This is a genomic window from Sabulicella glaciei, assembly GCF_026183895.1.
In the GTDB taxonomy this organism is placed as follows: domain Bacteria; phylum Pseudomonadota; class Alphaproteobacteria; order Acetobacterales; family Acetobacteraceae; genus Roseococcus; species Roseococcus glaciei.
The window spans coordinates 1-23,818 of sequence record NZ_JAPFQI010000025.1 but is presented as its reverse complement, the minus strand read 5'-3'; the positions used below and the strand labels follow the sequence as shown (position 1 = coordinate 23,818).

The window sequence follows — 23,818 nt, the reverse complement described above, 5'->3', positions numbered from 1 at the left end:
GGCGGCTTTAGCTTCCTTACTCTTAATCAGCGGGTCCTAGGTTCGAGCCCTAGTGCGCCCACCATCCAGATCAGAGAGTTGTCGGTTTGCTGAAGCGTCAGGGTTGACGGGAGGGGTCGCTGCGACCCCGCTCCGGCAACCGTGCGATTGGGCTCACGTTGTCCAACGCGTCTGAGAGCAGGAGCCCGATGCCATGAAATATTCGGTCGCGATGATCGCCTTGCTCGCCATGGCCCCTGTCGGCGTCGGGCAGGTCCAGGCTCAGACGCCGGCGGCCCTGACCTACACACATTCCCTTTCCACCATCGCCACGGCGGCCGTTCAGGAGAAGCTTCGGCAGGCCGGCGTTTACAGTGGCCGAGCCGACGGGATCTGGGGACCCGAAAGCCAGTCTGCGCTCGAACGCTTCCAGCAGATGCGCAGCCTCCAGGTCACGGGACAGCTGAACCAGGCAACGGTCGCAACGCTCGGTATCCCACCGAGTGACCTGTTGGCAGGCGGGCCGGTGCAGACCCAGGCTCCCAGCGCATCGCCGCCCGCAGCGGCCTCGCCAGAGCCACTCAGCCCGGCCGTGATCCGCAATGTGCAGCAACGCCTCAGGGTTCTGGGCTTTTATCGCGGCGGGGTTGACGGTCTGTGGGGAGCAGGGACCCAGGCTGCGATCGAACGCTTCCAGCAAGGGCGCGGCTTGCAGGCGACTGGTCAGGTCAATCCTGCGACCATACAGGCGCTGGGGCTCGATCCCAACAACCCCGCCGCGCGCTTGCGCTGAAGGCAGCAGTCCTGCAGCAGGCGGTCCGCCGGCGTCGAGCCATCGCGCCGGCGGACCCGACGCTCCTGAGATCCTCAACAAAGAGCACCCGGCTCAGCGGCTCGTCTTGAGCCACGACGATCGCTTTCGATCCTGCCTTCATCGGCTCGTAAGACGCGTGCCGAGGTCTGGTTCCGTCAGCCGTCCCGTTTCCTTCCTGGGGCGAGACGGTATGATGGCCGCCATGCGCGCAAGCTCTTGCTGTAGTCCCAAAGCTTCATAGTGTCGGAAGATCTGCAGGCCGATGTTGCTGCGATCGCCGGCATTGCCGCGGTTCCGACGATCCTGGAGGTGGTGCGCAGGATCACCGGAATGCGCTTCGTGGCTGTTGCGCGCGTGACCGAAGATCGGTGGATCGCTTGCAGCGTCAAGGACGATATTGAGTTCGGCCTGAAGCCCGGCGACGAGCTGAAAATCAACACGACGATCTGCGATGAAATCCGCCAAAGCCGAGACGCGGTCATCATCGATCATGTTTCAAACGATGCTGCATTTCGTACGCATCCAACGCCTTTGATGTACGGCTTTCAAAGCTACATCTCGATGCCGATTATCCTCCCGGACAGTCGGTTTTTCGGAACGCTCTGTGCGATCGATCCCAAACCTGCAAGGCTGAGCAATCCGGAAACGGTCAGCATGTTCAGGCTTTTTGCCGAGCTTATCGGCTACCACCTGGACGCCTTGGAGCGCGCGGCGGCCGGCAAGGCTGACCTGACAAAAGCGCGCAGCCAACTCGCAGTGAGCGTGGATAGTCTCGCCGAGGAACGCAGGATGGCGCACCTACGGGAAGAGTTCGTCGCGATCCTCGGGCACGATCTCCGCAATCCGCTCGGGGCCATTCGCTCGGGCATGGACCTTCTGCAGCGCACCCCGCTCAACAGGCAGGCCAAAGACCTCGTCAGCATGATCCAGCAAAGCATCTCCCGCATGTCCGAGCTGATCGGTAACACCCTTGATTTCACGCGCGGCCGCCTCGGCGGTGGCATGCACGTCGAACGCGTTCCCAATGCTGCGTTGGAACCGGCACTGGAGCAGGTCGTGGAGGAGTTGCGGGCGTGCTGGCCGGACCGCCTGATCGAGACCCGCTTTGCCTTGCCCGATCCGGTCAGCTGTGACCCTGACCGCATCGGGCAGCTCTGCTCCAACCTGCTCTCAAATGCGCTGATACACGGTTCGCAAACGCTGCCGGTTCAGGTCGCAGCCAGTTCGGAGGGCGGCGAATTTCAGCTGTATGTCAGCAACGGCGGCAGGGCTATCCCGGCCGAGATGCTGCAGCATCTGTTCGAGCCTTTTTCCCACAGCGCGACCAAGTCGCATCAGCAAGGGCTTGGTCTGGGTCTTTACATCGCAGCCGAGATCGCCCGGGCGCATGGCGGAAGCATCAAGGTCGTATCGAACGACACGGAAACACGCTTCACCTTTCAGATGCCGAGCTCGCCCATCGCAACCTGAGTTCTGCCGTCGTCGGACCCAGATCCTCGCTTTCGGTTGCGCCATGCAACGTCGCCGCGCAATCTTCCATCGCGGCCTTGCGCTATGGCCAGCACTCCGCCTGCTGATAAACCCGCAGCACGGCGCCGCTTTGGAACGCCCGCCAGCGCGTCCGGCTTGCTCGTGATGGCGGGGAAAGTGGTGAGAGCCGCCTAGCCCCTCGGAGAGGGGAAGACGAACCGTCCACTGGCCTGCCGACCGTCTGGTGCCGATCCCGCAGCAGGTCGAGCGCGGGAGCCGGCAGGTGAAAGCGATGCGGCCCTGGCGGCAATCCGCGCTTCCGAACCTGTCGGGACTCCGCGAAGAAGCCTCGTCTCTGCGCCTCCCGGCGCATTGCGAACCTCCGCAACGTGGAACCATCACGGCTCCAGCGGGTTAGCCCGCAAACGCGCAAAGGGCCGCCCCCAGGGTGATAGCCCGCGCATCGAAACAATCCCCCCACACTGAGAACGAGGCCAGCCATGTTTGATGAGATCGGGAGGATCGCCCGGGATGTCGCTCACGCGGGGGGTTGGCTTCCCCCGTGGGCGGTCAGTCTTCTCGCCCTGACGGCGGCGGTCGCCCTGGCCCTGCTTGTCCACCGCCTCCTGTTCCGCGCCATGTCGAGGCTGGTGCGGGACCAGGATCTGTTCTGGCGCTCCCTCGTCGCGCGGACCTCGGGACCGGTCCGGCTGGGCGTCATTACCTTCGCCCTGAGCATCGCGTCGGAGCTCGCGCCGCTTTCCGCCGGCGAGCGGTCCGTGCTCCGGCACATCCTGCTAGTCGGCTTCATCGGGCTGCTTGGCTGGGGCACGCTGACGGCGCTGCATATCTGGACGACCATCTATCTCCGCCGCTTCAAGCTGGACTCGCAGGACAACCTGCTGGCGCGCAAGCATGTCACGCAGACCCGAATCCTGCGACGCGTGGCCGGCACGCTGATCATCACGATCACCGTCGGCGCGGCGATGATGACCTTCAGCGGCGTCCGGCAATACGGCGTCAGCCTGCTAGCCTCGGCCGGTGCCGCCGGTCTCGTCGCAGGGCTGGCGCTTCAGCCGCTGCTCAAGAACATCTTCGCCGGCATCCAGCTTGCCATGACGCAGCCCATCCGCCTGGACGACGCCGTCATCGTGGAAGGCGAGTGGGGCAACGTGGAGGAGATCACCAGCACCTACGTCGTCGTGCGCCTGTGGGACCTGCGCCGGATGGTGCTGCCGCTGACCTACTTCCTGGAAAAGCCCTTCCAGAACTGGACCCGGGACAGCTCCGCCCTGATCGGCGCGGTGATGATCTATCTCGACTATTCCGTCCCGGTCGAGGAGATGCGGGCCAAGCTCGAGGAGGTCGCAACATCCTCGCCGAACTGGGACGGCAAGGTGGTCGCCCTGCAGGTCACGGATTTCCGGGATTCCGTGATGGAGGTCCGGATGCTCATCAGCGCCAGCGATGCGAGCCGCGCCTTCAACCTGCGCTGCGAGGTGCGCGAGACGATGATCGCCTGGCTGCAGGCAGAACATCCCTACGCCCTGCCCCGACGCAGGGCCGAGATTGCGGGCCTGCCGCGCAAGGCATTCTGGCAAGGCGAGCGGGAGCATGAGCGGCAGGCGGCGGAATAGCGACTGCCGCCCAGCGCGGGGGCCGCCTCGCCCATTGGCCGGCAACACACCCCCGGGGCTCTCATCGCATCATCCTGCGGTTGTATGCGCGTGGCGCGGCGGTTGCACGTTCCGCGAAAAACATTGGCCTAGGTTGAATAGCCGGGCCGGGGCATATCCTAGATCCCCGACAGGGATATTATTCCACAGCATTATGTGAATTCGGGGAGTAAGGCCTGATGCGAGTATCTGCGGCAGTCTTGGCAGGGGGGATCCTGGCCGCCTGCGGAACCCTGGTGCCCCATTCAGCCAAGGCTGACTGGATCTACAGCTTCACCCAGACGGCAGCCTGGTTCGGTCCCGCATACAATCTGGAATATGGCGACCCGCCACCAGGCCCCGCGCCCTGGCCCCTGCCGGAATTCCTCCACACGGACGGTTTCTTCCGCCTCGCCGACAATGTGGTCCGCTCGCGCTACACCATCAGCGCCGGCAACATCGCCCTGCCGCCCTACGACGCCATCGGGACGACCAAAGGCTTGGTCGACCTGGGCTTCACCACCTATTACGGCCCCGATCCTGTCAGCAGCGCCATGGTCATCAATGCACAGCTTTCGGATTGGACGGACAATACCCGTCCGCCCGATCTCGAGGGATATTACGGCCTGAAGCTGGTCGGGTCGCCGGGAAGCCTCATTCCCGTCGGCGAGATCTACTTCAACAACACCGAGTCCGACGGAAGTCTTACGATCGCGGCCGATGGCAGCGTCATCGGTTCCTTCAGCACCGACCGGGGCGGCACCTGCGGCTGGGGCGGGGTTTGCGGCTTCAGCGGCTTCTTCACGACAACCCATGTCCCGAACGGCCGTGGCCTAAGCGTCAAGGCGGCCGTGCCGGTGCCGGCACCGGCCCCCATGGCGCTGCTCGGCTTGGGTCTGGCTGGCATGATCTTCCTCCGTCCGCGTCGCCCCCACGCAGGGGCCGGACGGAAACGAGCGGAGCCCTAGGCCTCTTCGCGCAGAGGCTACGGATGCGGCGCTTCGGAGTGATCTCCGGGCGCCGCGCCCAGCTTACCATCACCGCTTCCGCTGGCGCGCAGCAAGCCAAGCCACCCCGGCCGCGGCAAGGATAAGAAATCCGGCCAGCAGCCCCGCGCCAAGCGGGTAGAGCCCGTCCATCTCGTCGTAGCGTGTGCGCCCGGCGACGGTGTATTGGCCCCACCACGCAAACGCACCGAGCGCAGCGGCAAGGAGGAGCAGCAGGGCCACTACGACGCGCATGGGAGCCCCCTCGAACGCTTCCGGCGACGCGCATTTCTGGCCTGATACGCCCCGCTCGGGAAAGCCTTTTCCCTTGGCGAGAGGCCGGGGCATCCTCACGCCGTTGTCCGGCTTTGGCCCCCTGCGCCGCGTCACTCTTGCGCAGGATGACGAATTGCTTCACGATGCATGGGTCAGCCTCGACTGGTTCGGCCGCCCTCCTTCCGCTAGCAGACCTCGCGTCGCTGGACGCGTCGAGGCTCGATCCGCATTCCTTTCGATGATGATCCGTCCCGCATTCGCGCGGGTCGGCACTCTGGTTCCGAAAGGAACATCCTATGCCTACCGGCACCGTCAAATGGTTCAACGCCACCAAAGGCTATGGCTTCATCCAGCCCGAGGATGGCTCAAAGGACGTTTTCCTTCACATCTCCGAGGTGCAGCGCTCCGGCCTCACCGATGTCCGTGAAGGCGACCGGCTTGAGTTCGAGGTCCAGGCCGGCCAGGGGGGGAAGTCCTCCGCGGCAAGCATCCGCAAGGCCTGACACCAAACTCGAAGGGCGGCCCAAGGGCCGCCCTTCTGCTTTCGAAGGATCCCGCGAATGCCCCTGCCCTTGCATCGCTTCGGCGTCGGCCAGAGTGTCGAGTTCATCACCGGTCACGGCGCCTCCCATCTTCCGCCGGGGCGTTTCACCGTGCAGCGCTTGCTGCCCAACGACCAGCTTGACCGCGAATACCTGCTGCGCGGCACCGATGCCGGTGAAACGCGGGTCGCGCGCGAGACCGAGTTGCGGGAGGCGCAGGCGCACCCCGGCTTGCGGCTGAGCCCGCGCAAGGTCTGATCAGCGAGCCCTCCTTCGAGACCTTCCCTCTTTCGGGTGGCGCGGAGAGGCATCGGAAACCAATGGGAGACCCACCGGTGCGCTCCCTTCTCGCCGCAGCCCTCGCACCATGATCGCCAGTGCCGCTCTGCCTGCGCAGGCCTAGGACGTCCGGGCTTGCGGCGGCGCGGTCCGGACCTCGCTCATCCCTCGCGTCGAGTCCGGCCAGATAGTCTTCCGCGTGCGCCTCGACATCGCCGCCAACGACTTCGTGCCGCGCAGCGCGACGCTGAACTCCACTCCGCCAGTTCCCGTCACGGCCCACCCCTCGGCTCCCGTGCTGGTGACGCGCGCCGGCCCGGCCTTCCACCCCATCGGCCATGCGCCGATGCAGGCCGGATTGCCGAACCCTGCACAGCAACCGCAGCGCCTGACGCTGGCCTGCTCGTGATGCGTTGAGCACCCGGTCAGATCAGGCTTCAGCCACGCACACGCACCAGAGCATCAAGGGCAAAGGCCCCGTCGGGACGCACGAGCAGGGGATTCACCTCCACGCTCTCGACCGCCTCCTCCGCCGCGGCCAGTTCCGACACGGCGACGAGGGCGGAAACCAGCGCCGCCCGGTCGCAAGGCGCGGCGCCGCGCCAGCCTTCCAGCAGCCGTGCGCCGCGCACGGAATCCACCAGCGCCCCCGCCCGCTCCGGCGTCAGCGGCGCGCTGGCGAAGGCCACGTCGGCGAAGAGTTCCACCGACACGCCGCCCAGGCCGAACATCACCATGGGGCCGAAAGCCGGATCGCGCTGCGTGCCGATGATGGTCTCGACGCCGCCTCTCAGCATGGGCGCGACCAGCACCCCGTCCAGCCGCGCCTCCGGCCGCACCGCGCCGGCCCGGCGCATCAACTCTGAAAAGCCGGCGCGCACCGCCTCGGCATCCGCGACGCCGAGCAGCACGCCGCCCACCTCCGTCTTGTGCGGGATGTCGTCGGACAGGATCTTCATCACCACGGGATAGCCGAGCGCATCGGCCGCCGCAGCCGCCGCCTCCGCCGTCGCGCAGGCATGCTCGGGCGGGACGGGCAGGCCTGCCTCGCGAAGCAGGGCCTTGGCCGCGGCTTCGTTCCTCGCGTCCGCCAGACGCACGCCCGAGCGGCGCGGCTTCGGGGGGGCCGCGGCCCCTGCCTGGAGGTCGCGCAGCCGCGAGGCGGCGGCGACCGCGCGGACGGCGCGGGTCGGATCCTCGAAGACCGGGATGCCCAGCGCCTCCAGTCGCAGCCGGATGGAATCCACGTGCGTCATCACTGCGACGACGAGCCGGTCGGGGAAGCGGCGCCGCAGCGCGGCCATGGCCTGCTCCAGCGGCGGGAAGCGCTCCTCGTTGCGGCCCAGATGGGCGAGGTAGAACATGAGGGAGCCGAGTTCCGCCCCCTCCATCATCGCCTGGCTGATGCCCTCGAAGACATGCATCCGGCCGTTCAGGTTGGCCGTGGTGTCGATCGGGTTGCGCCCGCCCGCGACGGGCTGGATCTCGGTGATGCGGGACAGCGTTTCCGGTGGCATGGGCGGGACGGGCAGCCCCGCCTCCACCGCCGCATCCGCCATCAGCACGCCGATCCCGCCCGAGACGGACAGAATGCCCACGCCCGGCAGCGGCGGCACCGCGGCGACGGAGCAGAGATAGGCGATGTCCAGCATCTCCTCGATGGAGGAGGCGCGGAAGGCGCCACATTCGCGGAACACCGCGTCGATCACGCGATCCTCGCCGGCGAGCGCCCCGGTGTGGGTGGCGGCGGCGGCGGCACCTTCCTCCGTCCGCCCCACTTTCATGACGATCACCGGCTTGCGCGCGGCGGCGGCCTTCAAAAGCGCCGCGCGCACCCTGTCGCCGTTGCGGCACCCTTCCAGCGAGGCGCAGATGACGGCGGTGCCATCATCCTCCGCGAGGTAGTCGATGCAGGAAGCGACATCGAGATCCGCCTCATTGCCCGTGGCGATGGCGCGGCTGATGCCGAGGCCGCGGAACCCTGCAACCGCGTAGATGTGCGAGCCATAGGCCCCGCTTTGCGTCGCGACGCCGATACGCCCCGGCCCCGGCCGCGCCGTCGCCAGCAGCGAGGAGAAGGTGCCGAAGAACCCATCGGGTGGGGAGATCGAGCCCAGCGCATTGGGGCCGGTGATGCGGATGCCGGCGTCGCGCGCGATGGCGACCAGACGCTCCTGCATCGCGACGCCCTCGCCCCCTTCCTCGGCGAAGCCGGAGGAGAGGACCTGGACGTGACGGATGCCCTTGGCCGCGCAATCCTCCAGCGCCGCCGCCACCAGCTTGGCGGGCAGCACGATCAGCGCGCAGTCGGGCACTTCAGGCAGGTCGCGCAGGCTCGGCCAAGCGGGCAGGCCCTGCACCTCGCGGCTGGACACGTTGATCGGAAAGATGCGGCCGGCGAAGCCCAATTCCTTGATGTGGAACAGGGTGCGGCCGCCCAGCTTCTCGGCGTCGCCGGACGCGCCGACCACGGCGACGGAGCGGGGACGGAACATGGGTTCGAGCGGGTGCATGGGTCCTCTCACGCGGCCAGGAGGCGGCGAGCCTGGAAGACGCGCCCGCCATGCTCGAACTCCGCCATCAGCAGGCGCTTGCACAGGCGGATGGCCGGCAACTCCTCCGTCATGCCCATGCCGCCATGGCACTGGATGGCGCTTTCCGCCACTTCGCGCCCAGCGATGCCGAGGCGCAGCTTGGCGAAGGCGATGGGCCGCCAGGGCAGCGCATCCTCCGTAGTGGCGGCGCGCAGCGCGGCGGCGGTGATGCCGCGCAGGTTCTCGTATTCCACGTACATGTCGGCGACGCGGTGGCGCAGCGCCTGCTGCGTGGCGAGTGGCGCGCCGAACTGCACGCGCTGGTTCAGGTAGGCGATGGTCTGCTCGACCAGGGCCCCCATGGCGGAAACGCCCTCGACGCAGGCGAGCAACGCGCCCAGGTCACGCGCCGCCTCGACGCGGCGCAGCGCCTCCTCCCCCTCGGCCAGCACGGCATCGGGCGCGGCGGCGCGGCAGCGGATGTCGAAGGCAAGGCGGCCGTCCACGCGCAGGCTCGCCACGGTCTCGACACCCGGTGCGTCGGCACGCAGCAGCAGCAGGGCGGGCTCGGCACCCTCCACGAAGGCGATCACGTGAGTCGGCGCGGGCGGCGCCTCCACCCCGACGGCGGCGCCGTGCAGCATCCCGTCGGAATGGCGGCGCAGCGATTCCTCGCCGGGGTCCTGGGTGGCTCCGGGCAGGATCGCGGCGATGCGGGCAATGCCGGACGCAGCTTCCGGCAGAAGCGGGTGCCCGGCCAGCAGGGTCGGCACCACGCCGCAGGCGGTGGCCAGGGGCAGGGCCAGCCCCGTGCGCCCGGCGCCGCACAGCAGCGCCGCCAGTTCGGCGATATCGCCCCCGGCGCCTCCCTGCGCCTCGGGCACCGCGATGCCGGGCCAGCCCAGCCCCGCGATGCGATCCCATTGCGCGCGGAGGCAGGTCGCCTGGGCGGAAGGCTCGGCCAGCGGCGCAAGCTCGGCGGCGGCTTCCTCGCCGAAGCGCAGCGCGGTCTCATAGGTCTCGCCCGCGATGAGCGGGGCGGCGGCGAAGGGCATGGCGTCAGTTCCCGAACAACTGCCTGGCGATCACGTTCTTCTGCACCTCGCTGCTGCCGCCATAGATCGTGCGGACGCGCGCATACATGTAGTTCTGCACCCATTCGAGGCCGGGTGGGTCGGCATTCGGCCCCTCGCCCTCCACGCGGCGGAAGCGCGCGGCGAGGCGCGGGCCGACCGCGTCCAGCGCCACCTGGCTGATGGATTGCATGGTCACGCTGGTGGACAGCTTCACGACGGAGGGCAGCAGGCCGAGCGGCTCGCCGTCCATCACCGCCTGCACCGACTCCCGGCCAAGCTCCGCCGCGCCGAGCAGCTCCGCCTCGGCTTCCAGCAGGCGGTGCAAGAGGAGGCCGCGCTCCTCCTCCCGCGCCGGGCCGGCAAGCTCCGTCTGGACGAGGTCGCGCACGCGCTGCAGGGCCATGCGGTGCGGTGCGATGTTGGCGCCGCCCAGGCGCTCGCGCTCCAGCAGGAACTTGCCGTAGGTCCAGCCCTTGCCTTCCTCGCCGATGCGGTTCTCGACCGGCACGCGGACGTCGTCGAGGAACACCTCGTTCACGTGGTGCCAGCCATCGATGGTGCGGATCGGGCGGATGGTGATGCCCGGGCTGTCCAGCTTGATCAGCAGCAGGCTGATGCCCTGCTGCTTCTTCTCCTCCTTGGAGGTGCGGACCAGTGTGTACATCCAGTCCGCTTCATGCGCGTGGGAAGTCCAGGTCTTCTGTCCGTCCACGACATAGTGGTCGCCCTCCAGCCGCGCCGCGGTGCGAAGCGAGGCGAGGTCGGAGCCGGCGCCCGGCTCCGAGTAGCCCTGGCACCACCAGTCGGAGCCATCGAGGATGCCGGGCAGGAAGCGCTGCTTCTGCTCCTCCGTCCCGAACTCGATGATGACGGGGCCGAGGTGGCGCAGCCCGTGATGGTATTGCGGCGGGCAGTCGCACTCCGCCATCACCTCGTCGAAGATGACGCGCTGGCGGGCGTCCCACCCGGTGCCGCCATATTGCTTCGGCCAGGAGGGCGCGCCCCAGCCATGGGCATGGAGGATGCGCTGCCAGGGCGCCCAGATCTTGCGCGACAGCTTGCGGTAGCTCGCGACCACTTCGCGGATCTCGGGCGGGCAATGGACGAGGGCGAAGAGCCGCACCTCCTCCCGGAACGCTTCATAGTCGGGCTCCGCCATCTCAGCGGCCCTTGAAGACGGGCTTGCGCTTCTCCAGCTGCGCCATCCGTGCTTCCTTCGCGTCCTCCGTCTTGGACAACTCGAAGGTGAAGTTCTGCTCGAAGCGGTAGGCGTCGCGCGGCGGCATCAGCTCGACGAAGTTGCAGCTATTCTTGGCATACTTGATGCCGAGCGGGCTCTTGGAGGCGATGCGGGCGGCCATCTTCATCGCCTCGGGCAGGAGCTCGTTCTCCGGCCAGACGGAGTCGATCACGCCGAGGCGATACAGCTCGGCGGCCGGGATGCGGTCGCCGGTGAACATCAGCCGTCGCGTCCAGGACTTGCCGAACAGCTCCCGGATCATCGCCGCACCGCCCGCGAGGCCCACGTCGATCTCCGGCATCCCGAACACCGCGTTCTCGGAGGCCATCATGATGTCGGAGGAGGCCATGAGGCCGAAGCCGGCGCCGAGCGCCGCGCCGTTCACCGCGCAGATGATGGGCTTCGCGCATTCGCGCATGGCGTTGCCCGTTTCCCGCGTCACGCGGTTGTGGCGCCAGTACTGGCCGGGCACCTTCGGGTCGGGGCGCTGCTTCAGGTCCGCACCCGCGCAGAACACCTTGCCCTGCGCCGTCAGCACGACGACGCGGATGTCGTCCCGGTCCGTCGCCTCGTCGAAGATCTCGATCAGCCGGTCGCGCATCTCGGCGTTCACGGCGTTGACGGGGGGGCGGTTCAGCGTGGCGACAGCGATGTGGTCCGCCACCTCCAGGGTCACGACATCCGACGGCATGGGCTTCCTTCCCTTCGTGGCGGCCAACCGACCGACCGTTCGGTCGGGAGACTAGGCGCGGCGCGGTGCCGCCGCAAGCCGGGGCGTCAGCCCGATGCCACCTTGCGCCGCGCCGCCGGCACCGGAGCGCGCAGCCCGTCGATGATCATGTCGCAGAAGCTTTCCGCAATGGCGGCGGCGGAAAGCGGCCCAGCCGGATCGTACCAGCGCGGCATCCAGTTGATCGAGCCGAGGACGAAGCGCCCCGCGATGCGCACATCCGTCTCGCGCAGGGCGCCCGCCTCGATCCCGGCCTGCAGGATCTCACGCAGCAGCTGCTCGTAACGGTCGCGCCAGGCGATACGCTCCTTGCGGGCGCGGGTCTTGGGGTCGCTCCAGAAGGCGGTGGACCCGGCGATCCAGGCCCAGCGGAAGCGCTCAAAGAAGCGCGCCGTTTCCACCAGGAAGGAGCGCAGCCGCACCAGCGCCGCCGCCGTGGGGTCGTCGTGCTTCGCCACGTGCTGGAACAGCGACCGGGTGGTGCCCATCGCCAGCGGCCGCAGGATCGAGTCCTTGTCGGGGAAGTAGTGGTACAGCGTGGCCTTGGAGACGCCGCATTCCGTCGCGATGTCGCGCATGGACACGCCGTCGAACCCGCGCTGGGCGAAGAGCCGGCAGGCCACGTCGAAGATCTGCAGGATGCGCCCTTGGGGCGGCTCGCCCCCCTCGTCCAGTTCCAGCAATTCCACGATCGTGTCCATGGCAGCAGTTGCACATGGCCCCGGCCCGCCCGTAAAGGCCCCCTCCCCCGCTCGGAACGGCGTTGGCCCGCGGCGGGCGGGCTGCTATCCTTTCCTCCATGCCACGCGTCGCGGCCGCCCGGCTGCGCTCCGAGGCCGCTGCGCGCCGGCCATCCCCCAGGCCGTCGCACCCCCCGAGCGGGCCAGCAACCCGCCCTGCCCGCCCCGCGCGCCGAAGCCTCGGCTTGCGGCTGCTGCGGCTTGCCGTGCTTCTGGCGATCTGGGGCGGGCTGTTCCTCGCGGCCGTGCTGATCTTCTTCACCTGGGACATGCCGCGCGCCGATGCGGCGCTGGCGCGGCAGCGCCGCCCTTCCGTCACGCTGCAAAGCAGCGACGGGAACCTGCTGGCCACCCAGGGCGACCTGTATGGCGAGACGCTGCGGCTGCGCGACATGCCGCGCCACCTGCCCGCCGCCATCCTCGCCATCGAGGACCGCCGCTTCCGCGAGCATTTCGGCCTGGACCCGGTCGGCATCGCCCGCGCCCTGTACCGGAACTTCTCCGAGGGCGACGTGGTGCAGGGCGGCTCGACCCTCACCCAGCAATTGGCCAAGAACCTGTTCCTGTCCTCCGAGCGCTCCTTCCGGCGTAAGGTGCAGGAAGCCCTGATGGCGCTGTGGCTGGAGAGCCGCTTCAGCAAGGACCAGCTGCTGGAGATCTACCTGAACCGTGTCTACCTCGGCGCGGGCGCCTGGGGGGTGGATGCGGCGGCGCGGGTGTATTTCGGCGTCTCGGCCCGGCGGGTGACGCTGCCCCAGGCCGCGATCCTGGCCGGCCTGCCCCAGGCCCCGTCCCGCCACAATCCGCGTTCCAACCCCGACGGGGCCACCGCGCGCGGCCGCGACGTGCTGGCGGCGATGCGCGACACCGGCGCCATCACCGAGGCGCAGATGGAGGCGGCGATCGAGGAGATGCAGATCCCGCCGCGGCCCTCGCGCAACGGCGGCTGGTTCGCCGACTGGATCTTCGAGGACGTGCCGACCAAGTTCCCCGACAGCCGGGACCTGGTGATCCGCACCACCCTCGACCGGCGCTGGCAGCAGGCGGTCGAGTCGCGCCTTGCGGCCCTGCTGGACCGCGAGGGCGCGGCGGCGCGGGTCGGACAAGGCGCGGTGGTGGTGCTGGACGTAGAATCCGGCGCGGTGCGCGCCATGGCGGGCGGGCGCGACTTCCGCACCTCGCCGTTCAACCGCGCCACCGACGCGCGGCGCCAGCCCGGCTCGACCTTCAAAACCTTCGCCTTCCTCGCGGCGTTGGAGCGCGGCGCCTCGCCCGGCGATGCGGTGGCGGACGGGCCGTTGCGGATGGGGGGCTGGTCCCCCTCCAACGGGCATTGGCGCACGCGCGGCTCGGTCACGCTGGAGGAGGCCTTCGCCCAATCCGTCAACACCGCGGCCGTGCGGGTCATGCAGCAGGGCGGTGGGCCGCGCGCGGTGGCGGAGGCGGCGCATCGTCTGGGCGTCGAGGGACGTTTCGGACGCGACGCCTCCGTGGTGCTCGGCACCGGGGAGGCAACGCTGCTGGACATGACCTCCGCCTTCGCCGCCCTGGCGAATGGCGGCCGCCGCGTCACGCCCTTTGGCATGGCGCGGATCGAGGGGGTGAACCTGGCCATGCCGGCGATGCCGCAGGTGGTGGAGCCGGGCACGGCGGCGCAGATGCGGCGGATGATGCAGGCCGTCACGGCGCGGGGAACCGGGCGCGCGGCCGCGGTGCCGGGCGTCGTCACCGGGGGCAAGACCGGCACGACGCAGGATTACAAGGATGCCTGGTTCATCGGCTATGCGGCGCTGCCGGGCGGGACCGTCGCCATCGGCATCTGGATGGGCAATGACCGCAACCAGCCCATGGAGGACGTGCGCGGCGGCACCCTGCCCGCCCGCCTGTTCCGCGAGGTGATCGAGGCGCGGCTTTCCGGGGGGTAACGAAGCGCGCCTCCTTGCCTTATGTCTTGGCCGCAACATCTACCGAACGCCAGGACAGGACCAACCATGGAAATCCTCCTCGATAGCCCCGGCAGCGATCCCATCAAGGACGGCGACCAGCGCACCTTCATGAAGGACGTCATCGAGGCCTCGCGCGAGGTCCCGGTGCTGGTGGATTTCTGGGCGACCTGGTGCGGCCCCTGCAAGACGCTGACGCCGACGCTGGAGAAGGTGGTGCGTGGCGCGCAGGGCCGCGTGCGCCTCGTGAAGATCGACATCGACAAGAATCAGCAGCTTGTCGCGCAGTTGTCGCAGATGGGCCTGCCGCTGCAATCCGTCCCCACCGTCGTGGCCTTCGTGAAGGGCCAGGTGGCCGACCTGTTCCAGGGCGCCCTGCCGGAAGGCGAGCTGAAGCGCTTCATCGAGGGCATCCTGAAGATGGCCGGCGGCCAGATGCCCGGCGCCGACATCCTGGCCGAGGCCAAGGCCCTGCTGGAGCAGGACGACCCGGCCTCCGCCCTCGAGCTCTTCGCCGGGCTGGCGCAGCAGGAGCCGGAGAATGCCGAGGCCCTGGCCGGCCTCGCCCGCTGCCTCGTCCTGCTCGGCGAGGAGGAGCAGGCGCGTCACATGCTCGACAACCTGCCGGATTCGGTGAAGGGCCACGCCGAGATCGTCTCCGTCCGCGCCGCGATCGAGCTGGCGGAGCAGGGTCGCGAGGCGCAGGGCAAGCTCGGGCAGTTCGAGGGGCGCCTCGCTGCCGACCCGGATGACCACGAGGCGCGGATCGAGCTGGCCGTGGCGCTGAACGCCATGGAGAAGCGCGGGGAAGCGGCGGATCAACTCCTGGAGGCGATCAAGCGCGACCGCACGTGGAACGAGGAGGCGGCGCGCAAGCAGCTCCTCAAGTTCTTCGAGGCCTGGGGCTTCGACGACCCTGCCACGCTGAAGGCCCGGCGGGGATTGTCCGCCTTGCTGTTCCGGTGAAGCCCTTCCACCCCCAGCCGGAGGCGCTGCCTGACGAGATCGCGATCTTTCCGCTCTCGGGTGCCCTGCTCCTCCCCTGGGGGCGGCTGCCGCTCAACATCTTCGAGCCGCGCTACCTCGCCATGACAGAGGATGCCCTCGCCAATGGCCGGATGCTGGGCATGATCCAGGGCGATCCGGCCCGGGGGAAACGCCCCGATGGCGGGTCGCAGGTCTTCTCTGTCGGCTGCCTAGGCCGGCTTTCCTCCTTCGCCGAGACGGAGGATGGACGCCTCCTCGTCACCCTGACGGGCGTTGCGCGCTTCCGCGTGGTGGAGGAGATCGAGACGCGGCGCGGCTACCGTCGCATCCGTGCCGATTACGCTCCTTTCTTGGCCGATCTGGAGCCGGAAACCCTGCCCGTTCCGCGCAACGACATCATGACCGCGCTGCGGCCCTATTTCGCCGGGCGCGGCATGGAGGTGAACTGGGAGGCCATCGAAGCGCTGAGCGACGCCGCGCTCGTCACCACGCTCTGCATGGTCTGCCCCTTCAGCGTTGCGGAAAAGCAGGCGCTGCTGGAGGCGGACACGCTGCCCGAACGGGCCGGGACCCTGGCCACCCTGCTGCGCATGGCGGTCCATGATGGTGGCGACCTTCCGCCGACAGGCCTCCCAAGCTAGTTTGCCCGCTATGACGGACAACGCCGCCCCCGTGGATCCGAAACTCCTCGAGATCCTGGTTTGCCCCCTGACCAAGGGCCCACTTCGCTACGACCGCGAGCGGGGCGAGCTGGTGAGCGACAAGGCTGGCCTCGCCTATCCCGTCCGCGACGGCATTCCAATCATGCTGCCGGACCAGGCCCGCAAGATCGAGGGCTGATGCCCGCCCCCGCCGTCACGGAACTGCGCTACCGCCGCGAGGACAAGGCGCTGGACGTCGCCTTCGCCGACGGTGCCCGCTTCTCGCTGCCCGCCGAGTTGCTGCGGGTGGAAAGCCCGTCCGCCGAGGTGCAGGGCCACGGGCCGGGCCAGAAGGTGATCATCGCCGGGCGGCGCCATGTCGGCATCATGCGGATCGAGCCGGTCGGCCACTACGCCGTGCGCATCGCCTTCGACGACCTGCACGATTCGGGCATCTATTCCTGGGCCTATCTTCGCGAACTCGGGGAGCGGCAGACGGAGCTCTGGGCCGAGTACGAGCAAGCGCTGGCCCTCAAGGGCCTGTCGCGGGAGCCGGCGCGCCGGGGCTGAGGCGCCGGAAACCTTTCCCGGCGCTGTCACGTTTTGACCGCATGAAGCGACGCGGATTCCTCATGGCGCTGCTGCTGGCCCCCGCCGGGGCCCATGCGGCGATTGGCGACACCTCCGGTCTCTCGGCCATGCCGGATCCCCTGGCCGACCTGGCCCAGTGGGAACCACCGGGCCCGCCCCCGGGACCGCCGCGCGGCTATCCGCCTGGTCGAGGCCGTGGTCGTGGCCGCCGTCCCCGCTGCTGGATCGAGCGGCGCCGCGTGCCGGTGCGGAACCGGGCCGGGCGGATCGTGGATTGGCGCTACGTCGAGCGCCGCGTCTGCAGCTGACGCGGCGTTTCAGACGCCCATCGCGCGCCGCGCGAAGAAGCGCTTGAGCGGACCCACGCGGTCCACCGCCGCGATGCCAAGGCGCCGCGCCAGCCGCAGCACCCCGACATCGTTGCCGAAGAGCCGCTCCAGCGCATGGGTCGCGCCGATCATCATCAGCGCATCCGGCCGCCGCTCCGCCTGGTATCGCGCCAGCAGGGCCGGGCGGCCCACATCCTGCCCGCGCGCATGGGCCTCGCCTACGAGGCGTGCCAGCGCCCCCACGTCGCGGAAGCCGATATTCAGCCCCTGCCCGGCGATGGGGTGCATGCCGTGCGCCGCATCGCCCACCAGCGCCAGACGCTGCGCCACGTATCGCGTGGCATGCATGGCGGTGAGCGGATAGTGCCAGCGCCGCCCGATCGGCTCGATCACTCCCAGCCAGTCGCCCAGCCGGCGACGCAATTCCCGCGCGAAGCCCGCATCGTCCAGTTGGAGCACCCGTTCCGCCACCGCGCGCCTCTCCGTCCAGACGAAAGCGCTGGCATGCGGCAGGGTGGATGTGCCGAAGGAGCCGAGGTCGGTCAGCGGAAGCTGCGCGAAGGGCCCGGCGGGCAGGAAGAGTTCCAGCGCGCGGTTGCGGTGCGGATGCTCGTGCGCGAAGGCGCCGACTAGGCCGACCTGCCCGTAATCGTGCCGCATGACGCGGATGCGGGCCTCCTCCCGCAGGGCTGAACGTCGCCCCTCCGCCCCCACCACGAGCTGCGCGCGGATCACCGTGCCATCGGCGAGGCTGAGCGTGGCGCCGCCCTCCCGCCGCTCGGCGCGGGCCGTCATGGGTGCGAAGACCCGCACTCCCGGCAGCCCGGGAAGGTGGGCATTCAGCGCGACGCGCAGGGCGCGCGCCTCCACCATCCAGCCGAAGGGTTCGCTCCCCACCTCGAAGGCGTCGAAGTCGAGGTCGAGGCTGGAAGGCGCCTCACCCACTCGCCCGTCCGCCACCTTGATGGCCTCGATCGGGCAAGGCTCGATCGGCAGGCGCGCCCAGACCCCCGCCTCCTCCAGCACGCGGCGGGAGGCAAGGGCGATGGCGTAGGCGCGGCCGTCGAAGCCCGCCACTTCCATCGGCGGCAAGGGCTGGGCATCCACCACGGCGCAGGGGACGCCCCGCGCGGCCAAGGCGGCCGCCAGGGTCGCGCCCACCGGTCCGGCGCCGACGATGGCGACGGGGCATTCGATCTCGCTGCTCATGGAACGCATGTTAGCGCGGAAGCAGCGTGTGGCAGAGGGAGCGGGCGAATCCTCGCGCCCCTGCACAGGAAACAGGCAGTCGTGCGATCACGACCCAGTTTTCCCCAGCCCTGCCCGCTGGCGAGGCGCCCTTCCCCCGTGTCACCCGTCATGACGGCGCAGCGAGGTTCCGCGCGCGGGATCGGAGGGAAAGGCAGGCTGATGAAGCTCGTGATGGCGGTCATCAAGCCCTTCAAGCTGGACGAGGTGCGCGACGCGCTCACCCCGCTCGGCGTGCAGGGGCTGACGGTGACGGAGGTGAAGGGGTTCGGCCGACAGAAGGGCCAGACCGAGATCTACCGCGGCGCGGAGTACCAGGTGAGCTTCCTGCCGAAGCTCAAGATCGAGGTGGTCGTCCCCGCGGAGCTCGCGGACGCGGTGGTGGAGGCGATCAGCGCCTCGGCGCGCACCGGCAAGATCGGCGACGGCAAGGTCTTCGTGCTCGACGTGGAGCGCGCGCTGCGCATCCGCACGGGCGAGGCGGACACGGCGGCGCTGTGAGAACGACAATGCACGGGAGAATTGCAGCAATGACGCAAATGACGCGCGCCGGCCTGCTGGCCGCGCCGCTCGCTTCCCTCGCCCTGCCCGCCTGGGCGCAGGGCGCGGCGGTGGACACGGGCGATACCGCCTGGATGCTCACCTCCACCGCCCTGGTCCTGATGATGACCATCCCCGGCCTCGCGCTATTCTACGCGGGCATGGTGCGCAAGAAGAACGTGCTGGCGACGCTGGCGCAGTCCTTCACCGTCTGCGCCCTGGTTTCGGTGGTGTGGGTGGTCGCCGGCTATTCCCTCGCTTTCGGCGAGGGCAATGTCTGGATCGGCGACCTGTCGAAGTTCCTGCTCTCGGGCGTGGAACTCACCTGGGACCAGCCTTTCAGCCTGGGCAGCGGCGATGCCGCGGTGGCGATGACCATCCCCGAATCCGTCTTCATCATGTTCCAGATGACCTTCGCCATCATCACTCCGGCGCTGATCACCGGCGCGCTGGCGGACCGGATGAAGTTCTCGGCGCTGCTGCTCTTCACCCTGCTCTTCTCGCTGCTGGTCTACTCGCCCGTCGCGCATTGGGTGTGGCACCCGAATGGCTGGATCTTCGCCCTGGGCGCACTGGACTTCGCGGGCGGCACGGTGGTGCATATCAATGCCGGCGTCGCGGGGCTCGTGGGCGCGCTCGTGCTCGGCAAGCGGCTGGGCTACGGCCATGACAACATGGCGCCCTACAACCTCACCTATGCGGTGATCGGCGCCGCCATGCTCTGGGTGGGCTGGTTCGGCTTCAACGCCGGCTCCGCCGTCGCCGCGGGCGGGCGTGCCGGCATGGCGCTGCTGGTGACGCATGCCGCCGCCGCCGCCGCCGTGCTCGGCTGGCTCGCCGCCGAGTGGATGATCAAGGGCAAGCCCTCCGTGCTGGGCGCAGTATCGGGCGCCGTCGCGGGCCTCGTCGCCATCACCCCGGCGGCCGGCTTCGTGCTGCCCGGCCCGGCGCTGATCATCGGCTTCGCCGCCGGGCTTTCCGGCTTCTGGGGCGCCACGGCGCTGAAGCACTGGCTCGGCTACGACGACAGCCTGGACGCCTTCGGCGTGCACGGCGTGTGCGGCATCCTGGGCGCGCTGCTCACCGGCATCTTCGCCTACGGGCCGCTCTCGGCCACGGCGGCGGCGCCGGAGGGCGTCTCGGGCAGCCTCGACCAGTTCCTCATCCAGATCTACGCGGTGGTCGCGGTCTTCGTCTTCACCGCGGTCGCCAGCTTCATCCTGCTCAAGATCGTGGACGCGATCGTGGGTCTGCGGGTGAGCGAGGAGGAGGAGCGCGAGGGCCTCGACGTGACCCAGCACGGCGAGCGCATCGCCTGACCGCCCCGTCCGGACGGAAACTGGCCCCGCGAGGCGACTCGCGGGGCCTTTTTCATGCGCGGATGAGCGCCTCCAGCGCCGGCTCCAGCGCCGCGAGCAGAACCGCCGGGTCGCCGGATCGCCCGTCGGGCCACTCGGCCTCGAACTCCGCCAGCTCGATCCCGCCCAGACCGGATTCCGCGAGGGCAACGCAGGACTCGCGCAGCGTCTCCAGGGTGATGCCGCCGGGCACCGCGTATTCGCTCGGCACCTGACCGGGCTCGAGAACGTCGCAATCCACGTGCAGATAGGCCGGGCGACCTGCCAGCGCCGCGCGCAGCCGCGTCGCGAAATCCCGCCCGGGCGGGACGTGACGGATGCCATGCCGCCCCATCATCGCGCGCTCGGGCGGATCGATGTCGCGCACCCCGGCCAGCACCACGCGCGACAGGTCGAGCCCGGCGCCGAGTCCCGAATCCCAGAGCCCGGCGGCGCCGGTCAGCACCATGCCGCCCAGATAGCCGGTGGCAGTCGTGTCCGGCTCGTTCAGGTCCGCATGGGCGTCGAACCAGGCGATGGCGAGGTTCGGCCGCGCCTTCGCCACCGCCGGCAAGGTGGCGAGCGAAGCGGCGCAGCGCCCGGCGACGGTCAGAGTCGGAGCGCCCGTCGCCAGCTTCGCCGCCAGCCTGTTGCGCAGCCGGAGGAGGCCGGGGCGCGCCGCTTCCAGCTGCGCCTCCCACCCACCCTCAATCGGCGGCAGGGGCTCGCCCACCGCGACCGCGCCGACGCCGAGATGGTTGGACAGCGCGGCGGAAAGCTTTGCCGCCCCTGCCATGCCCCGCCGGTTGCGATCGCCGGCACGGCCCAGGAACACCGTCGCCGCTAGGGATTCCGTCGTCTGCATGAAGCGGCAGTTAGGTGCGGGCCGGGCCCGCAAGAAGGCCTTGACCCGGCGCGGCCGCATCACCTTCTCTCAGCCCATGGCCGATTTGACCCTGGTGAAGCGCGGGGACGAGGATACGCTTTGGGCGGTGGTTGCCACCGTCGGGAAGCTCAACCGGGTCGCCGAAGTGTACCGCTCCCGCAACCAGGCCGTGGAGGATCGCGATTGGCGCGCCCGTGAGGTGAGCGCCTATGCGGATTTCCTGCGCCGCTCGAAGCAGCCTGTCCCGCATTACAGCGTGGCGCCGATCCGACGCTCCGACCTGCCGCGCAAGTGGACGCCGCTTCCCGCGCTGGGCTTCCTGCGCGGCGAGTTCATCTAGGCCCCGTCACAGCTCCCGCTCCACCCCCGCCGCGATGGCGAAAAGGCGCGCATCCATGCCGCGCGGCGCCATCAGCATCAGCCCCGCCGGGGCGTCGCCCGGTTGGTGGCAGGGCAGGCTGATTGCGCAGATATCCAGGAAGTTGGCGATGGCGGTGTTGCGGAGCAACAGCAGGTTCAGCCGCCCGTACTCCGCCTCCTCCTCCACCTCGGCCAGGCTGGGGGGCGGGATGGGGACGGTAGGGCAGATCACCGCGTCGAAGCCTTCTATCCGCGCCGCGCATTCCGCCTGCACCTCGCGCCGCGCCGCCATGACGGCGAGGTAGTCGGCCGCACTCATCCCCAGGCCGCGCTCGATGCGCGACAGGATGCGCGGGTCGTAGTCGCCGCGGCGTTCGGCGATCAGCGCCTGGTGCAGCGCCATCGCCTCGGAAGCGGTCAGCCCGCCCTTGCCGTTGATGCTGGGCAGGCGCTCCAGCGCCGGCAGGGACAGGTCGGAGAGCCGGGCCCCCGCTGCCTCCAGCCGCGCCAGGGCGCGACCATAGGGGCGCGCCACCTCGCCGGTCAGGCCGTCCTCCACCACCGTGTGCAGCACGCCGAGGCGAAGCCCCGCCACCTCGGCCGGGACGAGGTTCGGCACCTCGTCCGCGCCGGAGATGACGGAGTCGAGGATCTGGCAGTCACGCACGCTGCGCGCGAGCGGCCCGATGGAGTCGAGCGAGGAGGAAAGCGGAAAAGCCCCGTCGAGCGGCACGCGATGTGCGGAAGGCTTGAAGCCCACCACGCCGCAAAGCGCCGCCGGGATGCGGCAGGACCCGCCCGTGTCGGTCCCCAGCCCACCGAAGCCCATCCCGTCCGCCGCCGCCACCGCCGCGCCGCTGGAGGAGCCGCCGGGGATGCGCCCCGTTTCCCGGTCCCAGGGCGAGAGCGGCGTGCGGTAATGCGGGTTCACGCCGAGGCCGGAGAAGGCGAACTCGCTCATGTTGGTGCGGCCCAGCACCACGAAGCCATGGCGCAGGAGGCGCATCACCGCGGGCGCGGTGCGGGGCGCGGGGCCGCGATCCAGGGCGCGCGAACCGGCGCGGGTGACGACGCCCGCCTCGTCGAACAGATCCTTCACCGTCACCGGGATGCCCGCGAAGCGCGACGGCGCGCGCCCGACCTTGCGCAGGGCATCCATGGCCAGCGCCGAGTCGCGCGCCGACTTGGTGTGCAGCGTGGTGAAGACGCGCGGCCCCTCCCCTTCTCGCGCGCGCGACAGCGCCTCCTCCACCAAGGTGGCGGCGGAGACGGTGCCGGCCTCCAGCCTCTGGGCGGCCTCGTTCAGCGTGGGGAAGCCATGGCGCGTCATGTCGCGTTCCATCCTGGGATTCGGAGACGGGATGATGGGCGAGAGAAAGCGGTGACGGAACCCGTGCTGCTCACTGGCGCCTCGGGCGCGCTGGGGCGAATGCTGGCGCGCGAGTTGTCGGCGGCGGGCGTCCGACTCGTGCTGACCGACATCGCCCCCTTCCCCGACGCGCTGCCGCCCGGTTCGCGCTTCGAGGAGGCAGAGCTGGAGGACGGCGTCGCCATCCGCCGCCTCGCCAAGGGGTGCCGCGCCATCCTGCATTTCGGCGGGGCAAGCGTGGAGCGCCCTTTCGAGGAAGTGATCGGCCCCAACATCCGCGGCCTCCACCATGTGTACGAGGCGGCGCGGCGCGAAGGGGCGCGCGTGCTTTTCGCCTCCTCCAATCACGCCATCGGCTTCCACGAGCGCACGGAGACGTTGGACATCGGCTGCGCCTTGATGCCGGACGGGTATTACGGGCTGTCCAAAGCCTATGGCGAGTTGATGGGACGTCTCTACTGGGACAAGCACGGGGTGGAGAGCGTCGTCGTCCGCATCGGCTCCTGCTTTCTCCAACCGCGCGACGCCCGGATGCTGCACACCTGGCTGTCCTATCCCGACCTCGCGCGGCTCTGCCTTGCCGCGCTCGCGGCGCCGGAGGTGGGGTATGCGCGCATCTGGGGCGTGGGCGACAACCCGGATCCTTGGTGGGTGGAAGATGATCGGGCGCGGATCGGCTGGCAGCCGCGCGACGGCACCGCGCCGTTCCGCGACGCGCTGGCGGGTCGGACCAGCGGAGACGCCATCGCGGAGCGGTTCCAGGGCGGTGCCTTCTGCGCCATGGGGCATTCGCGTCGGGACTAGGGCCTATCCGTCCTTATTTGAGTGACGAGGACTGCCCACCCCGTTAGGTTCCTTCGGCTTCAGCCCAGTGCACCACCACGGGCGCCCCGGGCGTGCAGCGGCGGACCGTCCCGCTGGATTGCCGCGATGCTGCGTCTGACGGAGGTCGGCGATGCCCGAGACCCGTTCGCGAATGGCCGCGTTGCCTTCGAGGCTGGCGCTGGCCTGCCTCGCCCTGCTCCTCGGAGTGCCTGCCCAAGCGCAGCCCGCTGCGGACCCTAGCGGCTGGGCTCCGGAGCGTCCGCTGCGTCTCGTCGTTCCTTCCGAGCCCGGCGGCAGCACCGACGTCACGGCGCGCCTGATCGTCGAAAGGCTCGGGCCGCGGCTCGGCCAGCCGGTGGTGATCGAGAACCGGCCCGGTGCCGGGGGCAACGTCGCGTGGGGTCAGGCGGCGCGCGCGACGCCCGACGGCCATTCCCTGGT

At 69.6% G+C, this 23,818-nt stretch carries 27 protein-coding genes; 18 read left to right on the top strand and 9 right to left on the bottom strand.

Annotated features, from left to right (window positions below):
- The first annotated feature begins 193 nt into the window (after positions 1-193).
- From OF850_RS20655 to OF850_RS20640, 4 genes are all read left to right on the top strand, one after another.
- Complete coding sequence (locus tag OF850_RS20655) at positions 194-772, top strand: peptidoglycan-binding domain-containing protein (RefSeq protein ID WP_301592229.1); 579 nt, start codon at positions 194-196, stop codon at positions 770-772.
- 261 nt (positions 773-1,033) lie between these two features.
- Positions 1,034-2,263, top strand: coding sequence for a GAF domain-containing sensor histidine kinase (locus OF850_RS20650; RefSeq protein ID WP_301592228.1), 1,230 nt, complete (start codon positions 1,034-1,036; stop codon positions 2,261-2,263).
- Positions 2,264-2,763: 500 nt separating this feature from the next.
- On the top strand, positions 2,764-3,900 hold the full coding sequence (locus tag OF850_RS20645) for a mechanosensitive ion channel family protein (protein WP_301592227.1): 1,137 nt from the start codon (positions 2,764-2,766) through the stop codon (positions 3,898-3,900).
- A 275-nt stretch (positions 3,901-4,175) separates the two neighbouring features.
- Positions 4,176-4,886, top strand: a complete 711-nt coding sequence (locus tag OF850_RS20640; RefSeq protein ID WP_301592226.1) for a PEP-CTERM sorting domain-containing protein — start codon at positions 4,176-4,178, stop codon at positions 4,884-4,886.
- Positions 4,887-4,955: 69 nt separating this feature from the next.
- On the opposite strand, the gene OF850_RS20635 is transcribed toward OF850_RS20640, so the two are convergent.
- The gene (locus OF850_RS20635) at positions 4,956-5,159 is read right to left on the bottom strand and encodes a hypothetical protein (RefSeq protein ID WP_301592225.1); all 204 of its coding nucleotides are present in this window, start codon (positions 5,157-5,159) and stop codon (positions 4,956-4,958) included.
- Between the two features lie 317 nt (positions 5,160-5,476).
- Here OF850_RS20635 and OF850_RS20630 point away from each other — a divergent pair, with 317 nt between their 5' ends.
- The 3 genes from OF850_RS20630 to OF850_RS20620 all read left to right on the top strand — a co-directional run bounded on the left by OF850_RS20630 (position 5,477) and on the right by OF850_RS20620 (position 6,410).
- Positions 5,477-5,683, top strand: coding sequence for a cold-shock protein (locus tag OF850_RS20630; RefSeq protein WP_301592224.1), 207 nt, complete (start codon positions 5,477-5,479; stop codon positions 5,681-5,683).
- A 57-nt stretch (positions 5,684-5,740) separates the two neighbouring features.
- The gene (locus OF850_RS20625) at positions 5,741-5,980 is read left to right on the top strand and encodes a hypothetical protein (RefSeq protein ID WP_301592223.1); all 240 of its coding nucleotides are present in this window, start codon (positions 5,741-5,743) and stop codon (positions 5,978-5,980) included.
- Between the two features lie 220 nt (positions 5,981-6,200).
- Positions 6,201-6,410: a hypothetical protein gene (locus OF850_RS20620; RefSeq protein ID WP_301592222.1), complete on the top strand. Its 210-nt coding sequence runs from the start codon at positions 6,201-6,203 to the stop codon at positions 6,408-6,410.
- A gap of 28 nt (positions 6,411-6,438) precedes the next feature.
- Here the strand turns inward: OF850_RS20620 and OF850_RS20615 are convergent, their stop codons facing one another.
- The 5 genes from OF850_RS20615 to OF850_RS20595 all read right to left on the bottom strand — a co-directional run bounded on the left by OF850_RS20615 (position 6,439) and on the right by OF850_RS20595 (position 12,282).
- Positions 6,439-8,514 (bottom strand): acetate--CoA ligase family protein, encoded by a 2,076-nt coding sequence (locus OF850_RS20615; RefSeq protein WP_301592221.1) that lies wholly within the window; start codon positions 8,512-8,514, stop codon positions 6,439-6,441.
- 8 nt (positions 8,515-8,522) lie between these two features.
- The gene (locus OF850_RS20610; protein WP_301592220.1) at positions 8,523-9,590 is read right to left on the bottom strand and encodes an acyl-CoA dehydrogenase family protein; all 1,068 of its coding nucleotides are present in this window, start codon (positions 9,588-9,590) and stop codon (positions 8,523-8,525) included.
- Positions 9,591-9,594: 4 nt separating this feature from the next.
- Positions 9,595-10,770, bottom strand: coding sequence for an acyl-CoA dehydrogenase family protein (locus OF850_RS20605; protein ID WP_301592219.1), 1,176 nt, complete (start codon positions 10,768-10,770; stop codon positions 9,595-9,597).
- Position 10,771: 1 nt separating this feature from the next.
- Complete coding sequence (locus OF850_RS20600; protein ID WP_301592218.1) at positions 10,772-11,542, bottom strand: enoyl-CoA hydratase/isomerase family protein; 771 nt, start codon at positions 11,540-11,542, stop codon at positions 10,772-10,774.
- Between the two features lie 86 nt (positions 11,543-11,628).
- Entirely contained in the window at positions 11,629-12,282 is a 654-nt protein-coding gene (locus OF850_RS20595; protein ID WP_301592217.1) for a TetR/AcrR family transcriptional regulator, read from the bottom strand.
- Between the two features lie 224 nt (positions 12,283-12,506).
- Here OF850_RS20595 and OF850_RS20590 point away from each other — a divergent pair, with 224 nt between their 5' ends.
- From OF850_RS20590 to OF850_RS20565, 6 genes are all read left to right on the top strand, one after another.
- A complete protein-coding gene (locus tag OF850_RS20590) occupies positions 12,507-14,246 on the top strand; it encodes a transglycosylase domain-containing protein (protein WP_301592216.1) in 1,740 nt (579 codons plus the stop codon).
- A 66-nt stretch (positions 14,247-14,312) separates the two neighbouring features.
- A complete protein-coding gene (locus OF850_RS20585) occupies positions 14,313-15,230 on the top strand; it encodes a thioredoxin family protein (RefSeq protein ID WP_301592215.1) in 918 nt (305 codons plus the stop codon).
- On the top strand, positions 15,227-15,892 hold the full coding sequence (locus tag OF850_RS20580; protein WP_301592214.1) for an LON peptidase substrate-binding domain-containing protein: 666 nt from the start codon (positions 15,227-15,229) through the stop codon (positions 15,890-15,892). Before OF850_RS20585 ends, OF850_RS20580 begins: the two co-directional genes overlap by 4 nt.
- A gap of 10 nt (positions 15,893-15,902) precedes the next feature.
- Positions 15,903-16,091: a Trm112 family protein gene (locus OF850_RS20575; RefSeq protein WP_207539464.1), complete on the top strand. Its 189-nt coding sequence runs from the start codon at positions 15,903-15,905 to the stop codon at positions 16,089-16,091.
- On the top strand, positions 16,091-16,462 hold the full coding sequence (locus tag OF850_RS20570; RefSeq protein ID WP_301592213.1) for a DUF971 domain-containing protein: 372 nt from the start codon (positions 16,091-16,093) through the stop codon (positions 16,460-16,462). The genes OF850_RS20575 and OF850_RS20570 overlap by 1 nt, the downstream gene beginning before the upstream one ends.
- A 41-nt stretch (positions 16,463-16,503) precedes the next feature.
- On the top strand, positions 16,504-16,791 hold the full coding sequence (locus OF850_RS20565) for a hypothetical protein (RefSeq protein WP_301592212.1): 288 nt from the start codon (positions 16,504-16,506) through the stop codon (positions 16,789-16,791).
- A 9-nt stretch (positions 16,792-16,800) separates the two neighbouring features.
- On the opposite strand, the gene OF850_RS20560 is transcribed toward OF850_RS20565, so the two are convergent.
- Positions 16,801-18,021: a UbiH/UbiF/VisC/COQ6 family ubiquinone biosynthesis hydroxylase gene (locus OF850_RS20560; protein WP_301592211.1), complete on the bottom strand. Its 1,221-nt coding sequence runs from the start codon at positions 18,019-18,021 to the stop codon at positions 16,801-16,803.
- Between the two features lie 201 nt (positions 18,022-18,222).
- On the opposite strand from OF850_RS20560, the gene OF850_RS20555 reads away from it, so the two are divergent.
- Both OF850_RS20555 and OF850_RS20550 read left to right on the top strand, forming a co-directional pair.
- The gene (locus OF850_RS20555) at positions 18,223-18,561 is read left to right on the top strand and encodes a P-II family nitrogen regulator (protein WP_301592210.1); all 339 of its coding nucleotides are present in this window, start codon (positions 18,223-18,225) and stop codon (positions 18,559-18,561) included.
- Between the two features lie 29 nt (positions 18,562-18,590).
- A complete protein-coding gene (locus OF850_RS20550; RefSeq protein WP_301592209.1) occupies positions 18,591-19,919 on the top strand; it encodes an ammonium transporter in 1,329 nt (442 codons plus the stop codon).
- Positions 19,920-19,971: 52 nt separating this feature from the next.
- Here the strand turns inward: OF850_RS20550 and OF850_RS20545 are convergent, their stop codons facing one another.
- On the bottom strand, positions 19,972-20,802 hold the full coding sequence (locus OF850_RS20545; RefSeq protein WP_301592208.1) for an arginase family protein: 831 nt from the start codon (positions 20,800-20,802) through the stop codon (positions 19,972-19,974).
- Between OF850_RS20545 and OF850_RS20540 the strand changes: the two genes are divergently transcribed.
- Complete coding sequence (locus tag OF850_RS20540; protein WP_368044713.1) at positions 20,801-21,163, top strand: hypothetical protein; 363 nt, start codon at positions 20,801-20,803, stop codon at positions 21,161-21,163. The two genes, OF850_RS20545 and OF850_RS20540, sit on opposite strands and share 2 nt — an antisense overlap.
- A 6-nt stretch (positions 21,164-21,169) precedes the next feature.
- Here the strand turns inward: OF850_RS20540 and OF850_RS20535 are convergent, their stop codons facing one another.
- The gene (locus OF850_RS20535) at positions 21,170-22,513 is read right to left on the bottom strand and encodes an amidase (protein ID WP_301592207.1); all 1,344 of its coding nucleotides are present in this window, start codon (positions 22,511-22,513) and stop codon (positions 21,170-21,172) included.
- Positions 22,514-22,564: 51 nt separating this feature from the next.
- Between OF850_RS20535 and OF850_RS20530 the strand changes: the two genes are divergently transcribed.
- Together OF850_RS20530 and OF850_RS20525 are read left to right on the top strand one after the other, a co-directional pair.
- On the top strand, positions 22,565-23,356 hold the full coding sequence (locus OF850_RS20530) for an NAD-dependent epimerase/dehydratase family protein (RefSeq protein ID WP_301592206.1): 792 nt from the start codon (positions 22,565-22,567) through the stop codon (positions 23,354-23,356).
- Between the two features lie 151 nt (positions 23,357-23,507).
- On the top strand, positions 23,508-23,818 hold a 311-nt coding region (locus tag OF850_RS20525), incomplete at its 3' end, for a Bug family tripartite tricarboxylate transporter substrate binding protein (RefSeq protein ID WP_301592205.1).

Bases quoted from the DNA above. Each gene is read 5' to 3' on its own strand.
- OF850_RS20600 (WP_301592218.1), bottom strand. From the start codon at position 11,542: ATGCCGTCGGATGTCGTGACCCTGGAGGTGGCGGACCACATCGCTGTC.
- OF850_RS20645 (WP_301592227.1), top strand. From the start codon at position 2,764: ATGTTTGATGAGATCGGGAGGATCGCCCGGGATGTCGCTCACGCGGGG.
- OF850_RS20545 (WP_301592208.1), bottom strand. From the start codon at position 20,802: ATGCAGACGACGGAATCCCTAGCGGCGACGGTGTTCCTGGGCCGTGCC.
- OF850_RS20635 (WP_301592225.1), bottom strand. From the start codon at position 5,159: ATGCGCGTCGTAGTGGCCCTGCTGCTCCTCCTTGCCGCTGCGCTCGGT.
- OF850_RS20560 (WP_301592211.1), bottom strand. From the start codon at position 18,021: ATGAGCAGCGAGATCGAATGCCCCGTCGCCATCGTCGGCGCCGGACCG.
- OF850_RS20605 (WP_301592219.1), bottom strand. From the start codon at position 10,770: ATGGCGGAGCCCGACTATGAAGCGTTCCGGGAGGAGGTGCGGCTCTTC.
- OF850_RS20565 (WP_301592212.1), top strand. From the start codon at position 16,504: ATGAAGCGACGCGGATTCCTCATGGCGCTGCTGCTGGCCCCCGCCGGG.
- OF850_RS20630 (WP_301592224.1), top strand. From the start codon at position 5,477: ATGCCTACCGGCACCGTCAAATGGTTCAACGCCACCAAAGGCTATGGC.
- OF850_RS20595 (WP_301592217.1), bottom strand. From the start codon at position 12,282: ATGGACACGATCGTGGAATTGCTGGAACTGGACGAGGGGGGCGAGCCG.
- OF850_RS20610 (WP_301592220.1), bottom strand. From the start codon at position 9,590: ATGCCCTTCGCCGCCGCCCCGCTCATCGCGGGCGAGACCTATGAGACC.
- OF850_RS20540 (WP_368044713.1), top strand. From the start codon at position 20,801: ATGAAGCGGCAGTTAGGTGCGGGCCGGGCCCGCAAGAAGGCCTTGACC.
- OF850_RS20585 (WP_301592215.1), top strand. From the start codon at position 14,313: ATGGAAATCCTCCTCGATAGCCCCGGCAGCGATCCCATCAAGGACGGC.
- OF850_RS20625 (WP_301592223.1), top strand. From the start codon at position 5,741: ATGCCCCTGCCCTTGCATCGCTTCGGCGTCGGCCAGAGTGTCGAGTTC.
- OF850_RS20555 (WP_301592210.1), top strand. From the start codon at position 18,223: ATGAAGCTCGTGATGGCGGTCATCAAGCCCTTCAAGCTGGACGAGGTG.
- OF850_RS20615 (WP_301592221.1), bottom strand. From the start codon at position 8,514: ATGCACCCGCTCGAACCCATGTTCCGTCCCCGCTCCGTCGCCGTGGTC.
- OF850_RS20575 (WP_207539464.1), top strand. From the start codon at position 15,903: ATGACGGACAACGCCGCCCCCGTGGATCCGAAACTCCTCGAGATCCTG.
- OF850_RS20535 (WP_301592207.1), bottom strand. From the start codon at position 22,513: ATGACGCGCCATGGCTTCCCCACGCTGAACGAGGCCGCCCAGAGGCTG.
- OF850_RS20655 (WP_301592229.1), top strand. From the start codon at position 194: ATGAAATATTCGGTCGCGATGATCGCCTTGCTCGCCATGGCCCCTGTC.
- OF850_RS20570 (WP_301592213.1), top strand. From the start codon at position 16,091: ATGCCCGCCCCCGCCGTCACGGAACTGCGCTACCGCCGCGAGGACAAG.
- OF850_RS20550 (WP_301592209.1), top strand. From the start codon at position 18,591: ATGACGCAAATGACGCGCGCCGGCCTGCTGGCCGCGCCGCTCGCTTCC.